A 13,089-nucleotide genomic window follows, 5' to 3' on the forward strand; every position below is an offset into this window, starting at 1 on the left:
CCCATCACCATTACAATTACGTACGGTGGATCATTTAAATACATCTCATGTTAAGGTTAAATATGACACCAACTCAAGAACCACACTAACGCTCCGCCATTTAAATACATCTCATGTTAAGGTTAAATATACTAATCATTAGCATTGTCCTCCTGGATATACCAATTTAAATACATCTCATGTTAAGGTTAAATAACTGGAGAACTTGAAAAAAGAGATACAAAGTTAAAATTTAAATACATCTCATGTTAAGGTTAAATCATAGTTAAAGAGCCATTCTCTAAAATCAATAATATCACTAGGACATTGAAACTTCAAGGTTTCAAGGAAACTTTCCCAGCCGATTATAAAATTCTAAGAAAAATTTTCAAAGTTCACTTTAGTTCTGTAATTTCAATGCATTAAGAAGTTTTATATAAATTTATGGCTGGTAAAATAGAATATTTAGTATTCTAGTTAGCTTACTTTATTTTGCAGTTCTCCTTGTACATACTAAAATTAATTTGTTATACTTATATTATTGGATATACAACCTTAAATTCTTCACAAACTGCAAGCATATCTTCTGTAAATTCTTGACCAATCTCTTTTAGTTCCATCGAGAAAATTTCAGAATGACATTTTCTCCAAGATGTAAGTGTACGATCAAACTCACCTTCTTTATATGCATGTTCCTCATTAACTTGGTTAAATGGTATTGTATATACTTTTATAGTTTCTATAATACAAACAGACTCACCTTTTGTATTTAATATCAAATTATATCCTCCAACTGGTGGCAATGGAGCATTTTCTGCAATATAACAAGGATACGCACTAGCTGTTGCAGTTTTAATCCCCTTTAATACTAATTCAGCCAACAAATCTGGCATTTCAGGTGTATTCCCACCAAATGACCATGATTTATAATCTTTAGCATTAGTGTTAATTTTAATATATTGATTCCACATTTGTATTTCAGTCATTTTCTTTCTCCTTACATTATATATAATCTCTCTAACAAATTTTTAATTTATCTATTAACAAATTATAACACATTGACACATATAACATTATTCAATTTTCAAAGAACAATTTTTTATTACTTATTTAGTTATGACTTTATACAAATTATACACTTTTTAGAATTGCGTGAAAAAACACCTAAGATAATTAAATCCTAAGTGTTTCTATAAAATACTAATTACTTTCTTTTTTCCTAAGAGCATCTACTTCTTCTTCTGTTAATCCAGTTTTTGCAGCTATGGTTTTATTATCTAAAATATCTAGTAAATTTTCTGCTGTTTCTAATTTCCCCTGCTTAATGCCTTCTTCTCTACCTTCTTGTCTGCCTTCTTCTTTACCTTTTTGTGTATAATGCAATGTTCTTATTTCATCAACAGTCATTTTCAATGCCCCTCCTTTTTTCTTTTTATAATCATCATATTTCTTTTCTATCTCAGAACTTTGAATTAAGGCACATTCAAAAAAAATAATAGACTAGTATGCTCATCTATTTTGTGTCATACTGCGTCATCAAATTTAGCTAATAGCTCGCTATTAACTGAATTTTTTTCCTTGTCTGACGCAGAATATACAACGCCTCTTTGGTCTATTATTTTATTTCATGTACCTAAAATAAATACTCTAAAAAATCTACTAAGACCTTTATTTGCTCATTGTTTTTTATCTTATCATAGTTTACTAATTCTTCTGCTAAGTTTATTTTTGCTTCATAAATATCTTCATCTTTTTGTTTTGTTTCTAATAATCTTTTTGCCATTTTAAATACTAATCTTAATGGATTATCTTCACTTATATTTTCTCGATTTAAATTTTCTACATCTATAGTTTTAAAATTAATATTACATTTCATTTTATTCTTTCAAAATAAAAAAATCCAAAGTAAAAATTTACATTTCTACTTTGGACAATATTTTGGTGGCTCACCCGGGAATCGAACCCGGGACACCATGATTAAAAGTCATGTGCTCTACCGACTGAGCTAGTGAACCAAATGGTGCGTTTTAAGGGATTCGAACCCCTGGCCCACGCCTTAGAAGGGCGTTGCTCTATCCAGCTGAGCTAAAAACGCATAATTTAAAATATTTATCTTATAATCAAGTTTTAAACTTTAATACTTAAGTTATTCACGACTTAAATCCCCTGCAACTTGACTGCTTGTTTATTATAAAATACATAATATAAATTGTCAACACTATTTTTACAATTTAGCTATAAATATTCTAAGATAGTATAAATTTAGATATTTATTTCATATTTAGGCACAAGAAATTCAGTAAAAAATCAATAAACTTTAATTACATTTTAATATAAAAATAAGAGCCTATTTAAAATAGACTCTACTTTATATCTTAATATTAACTTGTACGCACTTATGATTATTTATCAAATATAACTCTCTTTTCTTCATATTTATTGAATAATAAATTTATTATGTACATAACAAACGTAATTAAATTACATATTAAATATACAATGCCAAAAGACTTTACCCCCCATGGTTCCAATAAAAAGCCAAGTATAATATTTAATATAGAAGGGACTATTGTAGTACTTAACAAAGTTTGTAACATTATTGCTGTTGATTGCTGACTTTGTGGAACAAATCTTTCAACCATATCATTTTGTATTGGTAATAATATTCCTGCAACAGCACCGTGTATAATTGTTACTAGAATTATTATAATATAAGATTCAGTAGTTCCCATAACTATCCATCTTATTGTTAATAATATTAAACCTATTAACAAATACTTATTTCTTTTTTTAGGAAAATTTAATCTTTTATTTTGAAGTAATAATATTAATTCAAAAACTATCATTATAAATGGCATTACTCCTATTATATTCTGTGGAGCATCTAATTTTATCATTATCATCGGGATTGCATAACTACTTGCTGAAGCCAGTGTTCCATTCATCAAAACATAAATAATCATCAATCTCATATACTTCATATTTTTTAATAAATCAAGTTGCTCTATTTTAAACTTTGTTTTATGATAGCTTTTTTTCAAACTTTTATCTATATTAATTTCAGGCATTTTCGAGATAAATAGTAGTGTACTAGCTAAGGACATTATAGATATTATTAATAATCCACTAATTTCTATGTAGTCCATAAGCAATAAACATACTAATCCACCTAATCCATATCCAACAGTTCCAAAAGTTCTTATACTCCCATAACTCCCCGTATTGTCTTTAACTAAATTTAAAAGATACTCATCATTAACCATACCACCAGGTTGTAATAAAACTGTACGTATTAAATTTATAATAAAAAATGCATATATATTGTCAACATATATTAATAATATTAATGTTACTATATTAGCTATAATAACCATCTTATTTGTCAATACTACTTTTTTAGTCTTATCTATTATAATACCCCATAATATATAACTTGGTATTGTAATCATAGGTATTAATCCAACCATTAAACTTACGTCTTTATCTGAAAAACCTTTCACTTGGCTCAAAAACAAAACATATATTGTTCCTACAACTGAATTACCAAATGAATTAAATAAAAGGTTCATTGAAAAGCTTCTTATTGTATTTAATTTAAAACTTATATTCTTCATAACATTTTATCAAACCTCATATTTCATTAATATTATATTTTCTCAAAATTAATAAAACTACTCCTTGTAAAATACATATGGAGTAGCCTTCCAATTCAATTATTTTATTTTAACTTACCTAATAACCCTGCACCTATAAGTCCAGTGTCATCACCAATCTCAGCTAACTTAATATTAATTTTAATACCATCAAAGACTCTTTTCTGAGTTTCTTCTTTAATCTTATTAAGGTAAGATGGATTATTTATAATTACTGACCCACCAAGAACTATAACTTCTGGATCAACTGTAACTATAATATTTGCTATCGCTTTTGAAACATTTATAACCCACTCACTTAACATCTTTTGCAATTCCATATTGCCCTGTTCTGCACCCTCAAAGACATCTTTTGTAGTTAATTCTCGACCTATAATTTCACTTGATATCCTTGCTATATTTACTCCACTGCATTGACCTTCAAGTCCACCATAGTTCATATTAGAATGTTTATATGTATCTTCATTAATAATCATGTTACCTATTTCAGCTGCTATGCTATTAAAGCCAGAAACAATTTCACCTTTATATATAAAGCCTCCACCAATTCCTGTTGATAGTGTCATATAGTAAACACTTTCTTCACCTTTTCCTGCTCCAACCATTGCTTCACTATATCCTGCTACATTGGCATCATTGTTTACAAACACAGGTAAATCAAACTTATTTTCTAGATATTCTTTTAACTTAAAATATTCCCATGTCCTTAAATTTGGAGTAACTAGTATTGTTCCACTTCTGATATCAAGTGGTCCTGGACAACCCACACCTACTGAAATAATTTCTTTATCTAACCATCTTTCTTTAATTTCTAATATTAGCTTGTCTAAATTATATTCTGGTCCTTTTTCAACTTCATTTGATATTTTAAACTTATCTACTAAGTTACATTCTTCATCTAATATTGCTGCCCTTAAGTTTGTTCCGCCTATATCTATACCTATGTAATACTTCATATGTGTCCTCCTTGTATAATGTAGTTGTAAAATTTAATGGAAAACTATTTAAATTTCTAATTAACATTACATTTCTTATTATTTTTAACGATCCACTTATTACTCTGCATTAGCCCCATTAATTATTGTTTTAATCTATGCAACAAATCATATTCAAAATGCAATTTCTGTAAACCGTTAATTAGTTGTTGTTTTATACCTTTGTATTATAAAATCAAATTTACCTAAAGTTCTTTTTTCTTGTACTTTTATATTGCTATAAATAATTTCTTCAGTATTATTTTCTATATACTCATTATCCCCAAAATTAATTACAGTTCTTATAGTCTCATTATTTAATTCTCTTTCCTTAATTAGAACTTCATCATTAAATGATAAGTTTACATATTTACCATATAATAAGGCGTCATTCTTATATCTTATTTTTATTAAATCTTTATATAAATTAATTAAAGAACGCTCTTCTTTAATTTGTTTTTCTACTAATTCATTATCATTCTTATCTTCTATATTTATCCAAGGCATAGTATTGCTAAATCCATAAAATTTTGAATTATTCCATTGCATTGGGCTTCTTGATTTATCTCTAGAACTTTTATTAGCACTAATTAATGCTTCTTCTTGCGTTTTTCCATTTGAAATTTCTATATTATATTTAGTAATGCCTTGAATATCATTCATTTTATTTATATCAAAGCAAACTAAATCTTTCATTCCTATTTCTTCTCCAAAATACATAAATGGAACACCGTAAGATGTTAATAATAGAGCGGCCATAGCTTTTTCTATTCCATTTTTATTACCATCTGGATTAAATCTTGAGATACTTCTTCCCATATCATGACTATTAAAAAATATTGTAGGTATTTGATATAAATCATAATTATCATTCATATTTTTAATTTCCTTATATATTTTTTCTGCTGAAAATTCATTAATACTACCTAAATTAAAATTAAAAACTACATCTAATAAATCTTTTCCTGAATAGCCTTTTAATTCATTTAAGTCTTCTGATCCAACTTCACCTACAAGAAACACATCTTCTTTTATTTCTCTTATATCTTTTACTAAAGTCTTTATTATTTCAATTATGCCTTCTTGGTCTTTATCATATTTATGTATTTGTTCACCTTTTTCATCATATGGGTTATCTTGTGCTAAATCATTTTTAATTGTTAGAAAATTAATTACATCAAATCTGAATCCATCTACCCCTAAGCCAATCCAATACTTTAGTACATCCTTCATGGCATCATAAACTTTAGGATTTGACCAATTTAAATCTACCTGCTCTTTAGCAAAGGCATGATAATAATATTCTTTTGTTAACTCATCATATTCCCAAGCTTCTCCACCAAAGAAAGATTCCCAATTATTTGGCTTTTCTTTTTTCCATATGTAAAAATCTCTTTTTTCATTATCCTTAGATTTTCTTGATTCCTTAAACCACGGATGTTCACTAGATGTATGATTTAAAACTATGTCAACTATTATTTTTATCCCTAAGCTGTGTGCCTTATTTAAAAATTCATTAAAATCTTCTAATGTTCCATAGTCTTTATCAATATTATAGTAATCTGATATGTCATAACCATTATCAACTTTAGGAGATGGATAAAATGGTGTAAGCCAAATTCCTCTTATTCCTAAATCACTTAAATATTCAAGTTTTGATGTTATACCTTTAAAATCACCTATACCATCATTGTTTCCATCTTTAAAACTTGGCATGTATATTTCATAAAATACACTTTCTTTCCACCATTTTTTGTGCATAGCTTTTACCCCCTCTATTTAAATGGATTGTCAATTACTATAAATTGAGCTTCAGCATCACTTATACCTGCATATAATGTTGCTTTATCTTCTTTTATTTCTAATCCTCCACTAAATACAACATCCTCTAAATCCGGTCTTTTAGCTTGGCCAGGTTTAAAATCTTTTCTTACAGCTATTAACTTCTGATTTTTTACTTCTAATGTATTTATGTTTAACTCAAATGTCATTGGATAGTAGTGTCTATTTCCATTTTTATCAAAGCAAGCTATATGTCCTAATATACCTAAGGTTGTTTCATTTAAGGGTCTAGCTTCATTAGCTCCACCCCATTCTTCGTCTACAAATAATCCATCTAATAATGGAGATTCCTCTATAACTTTTATATTTAATTCTTCTAAGGTGTTTATTATTGAAAATCCTATTCTACCTCTACCACCCTTTTCACCTTGTGGTCTAGTTAAAACTCCTATTCTCTTATCTAACAATTGAACTAATCTTAAATCTTTCATTCCATCTGGGCCTACAAAGAATCTTTGTAATGAAGCTACATCCTTTCCTTTATAAAATATAGTTCTCCATTTTAAAGTTCCTTCTATTTCTGGATGCGGAAATATTTCAACTCCTCCAACGATTAATTCATTATTTATTTTTGTAAAAAAGGGATCTTGAAGTGAAAATGTCGGATATGAATCAATTGGTGACCATCCTTCATCATTTTTTTCAAAGAAATATACTGTTGAATGTTCACTATCTCTAGCCTCAACTCTACCAGCAATAATTGTCTTATCATTATCTACAAATGGGGCTGATATATTATATACATCATTTTCACCTACATTAATAAAGTTTATTTTTTCTACACCATATATTTTAGATTCTGACTTTAAATATTCAGCTAATAATATTTCACAAGTTTTCATATCTTTCATCTCGCTCTCTTTATTAATTCTTTTGTTCATTCTTCATAATATTTTTTATTCCAACTGAATCTCTTTCAACAATATCAACACCCATTACTATATCTTCATTAGGAGCATCCTTATGATCAATCCTCCATAATAATCTATTCACAGCATTTTTGCCCATAAGTTCCTTTTGTACTCTTACTGTAGTAACCTTAGGCATTACAAGTGAACTTAATATAATATCATCAAAACCAACTACTGATATATCCTTTGGTATTTCATATCCTAATTCCTTTAGTGAAGTAATTAACATAATTGCAGCATTGTCATTTGAACATACAAAGGCTTCTGGTATATTATCCATTTGTGATATTTTCTTTTGTATTCCTTCTGAATCTTGATTTATAATGTAACTTTCTAAATCGCTTAATATTGAATAATCATTTATAAAATCTGTAATTCCATCTTTATTATCAAATTTGATAAATTTTTTTATAGCTTCTTGATACCCAAAAAATCTTTCTTTAATACTTAACGAATATTCTAAATCTCCAAAGAATCCTATTTTTGTATATCCTTTATCTAAAAGCAATTTTGTAATTTTAAAACTACCAAGTTTATTATTTGTTAAAATACTATCCGTATTTTCTAATAACGATGCGTGATCTACTAGTACAACAGGTAATTCAAATTCTTTAAGTTTTATTAGATAATCATCATCTATTGCTGATATTATAATTATTCCACATACTTTTTTACTTTCAATACAACTTGGAATGTTCTGTTCATCTTCATTTACTATGCAAGTTATAACATCATAACCTTTTTTTCTGGCCTCTTCTACTATACTCATTAGTATTTTTGAGTAAAATGTACTATCTTCAAAATGTGATTGTTTTATAAGTGCACAAATATTTTTACTTGCAAATGATTGGATAAATTTAGGTGATCTGTCCAAATAACCAATTTTCTCTGCTACATCTAGTACTAATTTTTTTGTTTCTTCACTGACTCCAGGCTTACCATTTAACGCCAGTGATACAGCATTAATTGATATATTTAACTTTGCAGCTATATCTTTCATTGTTACTTTACCCATGATAATCTCCTACTTCTAATATACTCTAAAGGCTATCAATTAATATTACTAATTAACAGCCTCATGTATTATTTATCCATTAAAGCAAATATGTCCTCTATTTTTATGTCCGCTCTACAAATTTTATCGTCTGCAGCTCCATAATATATTTTTACAATTCCATCTTCAAATAAGCATCCACAAGTAAATACTACATTTCCAAAGAATCCGTCTTTTTCATAAACAGCTTCTGGCTCTAATATAGGATCATTAGTTTTAGCTAATATTTTCATTGGATCATCTTTATCAAGTAAAAATGCTCCTAAACAATATCTATCTTCCTTATCAGCTGCATGATAAATCTTTAACCATCCTTTTTCTGTTAAGAATGGTACTGCTCCGCCACCAACTCTTCCAGAGTCCCATGACTCTTCATCTGAACCACCATAGAAATGCTTTTGCTTTCCCCAGTGTATTAAATCTGGTGATTCTGCAAGCCACATATCCGGTGCACCAATTGCACATGGAACTGGTCTATTAAATGTAAGATATTTTCCATTAACTTTTTCAGGGAATATAGTTACATCCTTATTTTCTGGTGCAAATATAATTCCATGTCTCTCATAACTTTTAAAATCTTCTGTAGAAACTAATGAAGTGGCTGCTCCATTTCTAGTTACTGATGTGTAATTTATATAATATTTATTATCAATTTGAGTTATTCTTGGATCTTCTATACCCCATTCCTCTTCTGATGCAATTGGCTTAATAAAAGCATTATCATCAATTTCAAAATTTTCTCCATCTTTAGACCTTGCAATCCTTATATGTGATAATGAAGTTAAATAAGCTATCTTTCTAGTTCCTTTTTTTTCTAATTTCCATAAAGAACGTGAATCTGAATAATCAAACTCTGTATCTATTTTCTTATTAAATGATATTATTTTTATTATATCTTCTCCATTTTCATTTGCTACTACTGGTATCTTTACTTCGTCGTCATTCTCTACCTTCACTGATTCCGCAACTCTACATAATAATATATATTCATCCTTGTATTTACAAACTCCACAGTTAAATACACCATCAACTTTAAAGTCCTCTCTACTTGGTTTTACATCACTTGGTTTTATTAATGGATTTTTTGCACTTCTTATTACATTTAATTTATTATTCATAATTGCCTCCTAATTACTTTAACATAAAGTTAATTCCTTCTTTAAAATGTTTTGAGAAACATAAGAACATTATTACTATTGGTATAGTTAATATTACTGATGCTCCATACATTGGACCTGGTAAATTACCCATTGGTTTGAATTGTGTTGATATTAGAACATTTAATGTTTGCATATCAATCTTAGGTGATATTAGCATGTCCCACATAAGTTCAGACCATCTTGTCATAAATGTTGATAAAAACACTATAGTCGTAACTGATTTAGCTACAGGAAATCCTATACTACAAAGTATTTTTAGTTCTGATGCGCCATCTATTCTAGCCGCTTCAAAAACTTCATTTGGTAATGATTTAAAATAGTTTATATACATAAATATTCCCCAAACTGAAACTGATAATGGTAATATCATTCCTAAATATGTATTAGTCAAAGGTTTTGATATTATATATCTAGGTACTAATAGTATTATTACAGGGAAAAACATTTGGAATAACAAAGTATTCATTATGAATTTTTCACCTTTGAATTTATTCATTTTAGAAACTGAGTAACCAACTAATAATCCGATTACTACTGAAATAATTGCTGTTGGTACTGATACAATAAATGAATTAATTAGTGATTTTATCCACATTCCTGCTGTAGCTCCACCACTGCCCCCAAATAAATAACTATAACTTTTTAAAGTAAAGCTTTCAGGCATCATAACTTTATCTACCTGCTCCCAAGGTGTAAATGACTGAATTATCATATAGTAATAAGGAAACAATGATATTCCTAAAATTATCATAGTAGCTACTATTACAAAAATCCCTTTTAATTTTGTTTTTGTCTTCATATTCATAACCTCCAATGTGTTATATTTTACATACCATATTTTTTATTTACTTTTCCCATTGTAAATGTGATTATTTTTATAGTTATAAATATATGAACTGCACTAGCAATAGCAATAGCTGCTCCATATCCTGATTGGAAGTTAGTAAATGATGTGTTGTAAATTTCTAATTGCCATGTAGTTGTTGCTAAATTAGGTCCACCACCTGTTAAAAGGTATGGCTCTGTAAATATCCCAAAAGCAAGTCCTGCTGTTAAAACTACTACTGTTGTTAATGTTGGTATAATCATCGGTAACGTTACTTTAATAAATTTCTTTATTCCTTTTACACCATCAATTTTACAAGCATCATGTATATCATCTGAAATTGATTCCAATGCTGATAAAATAAACAATGCATAATATCCCGACATTTTCCAAACTATTATTCCAATTATAATTACAAATGCCCATTTAGGATCTCTAAACCAATCTATTGTTATGCCCTTTTCTCTTAAAAACATATTTAATGCTGAATTATAACTAAAGAAATATCTTACAACTACTGAAATTGCAACACCTGAAGTTAAATAAGGTATAAAGAATAACACAGATGTAATGCCCTTTAACTTTTCTGGAAGCTTATGTACTAATAATGCAATTATCATTGCTGCAGCAAATGTAAGTAAAACAATAGGTACTAAATATTTGAACGAATTCATAAATGCTGCTCTAACTCTTGGATCATTTACTAATGAAATAAAATTATCCATTCCAATAAAGTTCTTATTATTTGACATCAAATTCCAGTCTGTTGTTGATAGCCAAAAAGCCCATATTAATGGTATTAGAAAGAAAACAACTGAATATGCCAGATATGGTACATTAAATATCCACCCTAAAAATCCATCACTATTTTTTAAAGTATCTATTTTTTTCTTCATTTAGTGTCACTCCTTTATAAATAAAGCAAAGATAAAACAATGTCATCTTTGCTTTATTTTAATAAACTATTCTAATCCGCCTGCTTGTTTCATAGCGTTGAATGAATCTTCAACAAATTTAGTAGCATCGTTAGCTTTAACATCTTTTGATGATAATGTAGTTTCTAAATATTTTGCTAATTGAGTTCCTAATGCTTCTTGTATTGGTGTCATATTATCATGTGCCATACATGGAATTGCATTTGGTACATGTGTAGCTAGATCTTTTATTTCTGGATTTTCTTCAAAGTATTTTTTAAATGTATCATTAGTAACTAAATCACCTCTAACAGGTAACATTGTAGTTGCTTGTAACCATTCTAAATCTGTATTTGCTGAATTTTCTTCATTATATAACCATTTAATAAATTCAACTGCACCTTCATGAATTTCGTCTGTAATATTATTATCTTTATATAAAACTAATCCCTTTGAATCTGCAAAGTTGTATGATGTATCACCTTGATTTTTAACTATCATTGGGCCATATTCAAAATCTTCACCATATTTCTTTCCGCCTTCTCTTAGAGCTTGTATTTCCCACGGTGCTGCTATTGTAAATAACACTGGTGGGTTTTCTTCTGCCCAAACATTAGGAATTTCTGATGTTAATAACGTATCACCTAATGATCCAAAGAACTCAAAAGTTTCTTTAGTTAAATTTTTATCTAAAACTAATTTATTTCCTTCTACCCAAGGTTTTCCATCACTAAATGCTAAGTATATGTTTTGGAAATCTGACCATCTATCCCACCATTGATCTGGTCTAATTAATGAATTTCTATAGAATACATGACTAACTCCCATAGCTGACATCTTAGCTTCATTTTCTCTAAACTTAACTACTAAACTTTCAATTTCAGCTTTAGTTTCAGGAATTTTTTCTACTCCTAATTCTTTTAAAGCCTTCACATTCCACTGTAAAACCATTGGATTAACATATTGAGGTAATACAAACTGTTTTCCACCTATTTGCCAACCTGGCATCACTGTTTCTAATGCCCTATTTTTAACTATGTCTTTAAACCATTCTTCTGATTCTAATGAATATATTGCATCTGAGGCTGCTAATGTTGATGCAAATCCTCTATTTACATTTTCTGAAATAGCTGGAGCTGTATCAGTTGCTAAAGCATTTTGAATTCCAGCTTCTGAAGATGGTGTTTCTGGCATTTGTTGAACTACTAATTTAACACTTTTTCCATTAATTTCAGTATTTGTTTTATTAAATTCTTCTGCTTTGGTTGTCCAGTAATCATATTGAACTTTTTGAGGAGCAGTCCAGAAATTCACACTTATTGTATCTCCTGATGAAACAGTTCCGTTTTTACCGCCTGAACATGCTGTAAGTGATGTAACCATCATTGTTGATAATATTATTGTAGAAATAATCTTAGTTAATTTAATCATTAAAATTCCTCCTTAAGTTTAATTTACAAAGAACAGTGAATAAATTTTAAAACTAATATAACACTTTAAATTAATTTACATTAAAATTAAATCTAATTAATTATAAATGCTAATTTCGTTGTAACATCTTTTTACACCCTCCCCCTTTTGTAAACCTTTTAATGTTATATTAAATACTTTTTACTTTAATTTCAATGGAATTTTACTTTAATTTTTATATTTTTTAAATTTATTTTATTTTTATTAAAGTTAATAAAACTGTAGAAGCTAATTATACCTACTCCTACAGTTCTAATTTTTCGTATATATTTTTCCCTTAACCACATGGATAAAAATTATCTATTT

Annotated in this window: 11 protein-coding genes, 2 tRNA genes, 1 pseudogene and 1 CRISPR repeat array; all 14 genes and pseudogenes read right to left on the minus strand. The window is 28.2% G+C overall.

Annotated elements, in window-relative coordinates; genetic code table 11:
* The first annotated feature begins 32 nt into the window (after window positions 1–32).
* A CRISPR array of direct repeats spans window positions 33–261; the repeat unit is 30 nt; unit sequence ATTTAAATACATCTCATGTTAAGGTTAAAT.
* A gap of 251 nt (window positions 262–512) precedes the next feature.
* The 14 genes and pseudogenes from RYM86_RS15045 to RYM86_RS15110 all read right to left on the minus strand — a co-directional run bounded on the left by RYM86_RS15045 (window position 513) and on the right by RYM86_RS15110 (window position 12,744).
* Window positions 513–965 (minus strand): ASCH domain-containing protein, encoded by a 453-nt coding sequence (locus tag RYM86_RS15045; RefSeq protein ID WP_315081502.1) that lies wholly within the window; start codon window positions 963–965, stop codon window positions 513–515.
* Window positions 966–1,179: 214 nt separating this feature from the next.
* Entirely contained in the window at window positions 1,180–1,386 is a 207-nt protein-coding gene (locus tag RYM86_RS15050) for a hypothetical protein (RefSeq protein ID WP_315081503.1), read from the minus strand.
* A 229-nt stretch (window positions 1,387–1,615) separates the two neighbouring features.
* A pseudogene (locus RYM86_RS15055) lies at window positions 1,616–1,840 on the minus strand (hypothetical protein); the annotation flags it as partial.
* Between the two features lie 78 nt (window positions 1,841–1,918).
* Window positions 1,919–1,994: transfer RNA gene (locus RYM86_RS15060), tRNA-Lys, on the minus strand.
* A 3-nt stretch (window positions 1,995–1,997) separates the two neighbouring features.
* Window positions 1,998–2,074, minus strand: a tRNA-Arg gene (locus RYM86_RS15065).
* 307 nt (window positions 2,075–2,381) lie between these two features.
* On the minus strand, window positions 2,382–3,593 hold the full coding sequence (locus RYM86_RS15070) for an MFS transporter (RefSeq protein ID WP_315081505.1): 1,212 nt from the start codon (window positions 3,591–3,593) through the stop codon (window positions 2,382–2,384).
* Window positions 3,594–3,697: 104 nt separating this feature from the next.
* Window positions 3,698–4,588, minus strand: a complete 891-nt coding sequence (locus RYM86_RS15075; protein WP_315081507.1) for an ROK family protein — start codon at window positions 4,586–4,588, stop codon at window positions 3,698–3,700.
* Between the two features lie 177 nt (window positions 4,589–4,765).
* Window positions 4,766–6,367 (minus strand): alpha-glucosidase, encoded by a 1,602-nt coding sequence (locus tag RYM86_RS15080; RefSeq protein WP_315081509.1) that lies wholly within the window; start codon window positions 6,365–6,367, stop codon window positions 4,766–4,768.
* 14 nt (window positions 6,368–6,381) lie between these two features.
* On the minus strand, window positions 6,382–7,299 hold the full coding sequence (locus tag RYM86_RS15085) for a DUF1861 family protein (protein WP_315081543.1): 918 nt from the start codon (window positions 7,297–7,299) through the stop codon (window positions 6,382–6,384).
* Between the two features lie 13 nt (window positions 7,300–7,312).
* Entirely contained in the window at window positions 7,313–8,374 is a 1,062-nt protein-coding gene (locus tag RYM86_RS15090) for a LacI family DNA-binding transcriptional regulator (RefSeq protein ID WP_315081511.1), read from the minus strand.
* 68 nt (window positions 8,375–8,442) lie between these two features.
* Window positions 8,443–9,531, minus strand: coding sequence for a glycoside hydrolase family 130 protein (locus RYM86_RS15095; protein WP_315081512.1), 1,089 nt, complete (start codon window positions 9,529–9,531; stop codon window positions 8,443–8,445).
* 13 nt (window positions 9,532–9,544) lie between these two features.
* Complete coding sequence (locus tag RYM86_RS15100; protein ID WP_315081513.1) at window positions 9,545–10,372, minus strand: carbohydrate ABC transporter permease; 828 nt, start codon at window positions 10,370–10,372, stop codon at window positions 9,545–9,547.
* Window positions 10,373–10,398: 26 nt separating this feature from the next.
* Window positions 10,399–11,295 carry a sugar ABC transporter permease gene (locus tag RYM86_RS15105; RefSeq protein WP_315081514.1) on the minus strand — a complete coding sequence of 299 codons (897 nt, stop codon included), beginning with the start codon at window positions 11,293–11,295 and terminating at the stop codon, window positions 10,399–10,401.
* A 66-nt stretch (window positions 11,296–11,361) separates the two neighbouring features.
* Entirely contained in the window at window positions 11,362–12,744 is a 1,383-nt protein-coding gene (locus tag RYM86_RS15110) for an ABC transporter substrate-binding protein (protein ID WP_315081515.1), read from the minus strand.
* Between the last annotated feature and the right edge of the window lie 345 nt (window positions 12,745–13,089).

It is taken from the genome of uncultured Clostridium sp. (assembly GCF_963527835.1).
In the GTDB taxonomy this organism is placed as follows: Bacteria; Bacillota; Clostridia; order Clostridiales; family Clostridiaceae; genus Clostridium.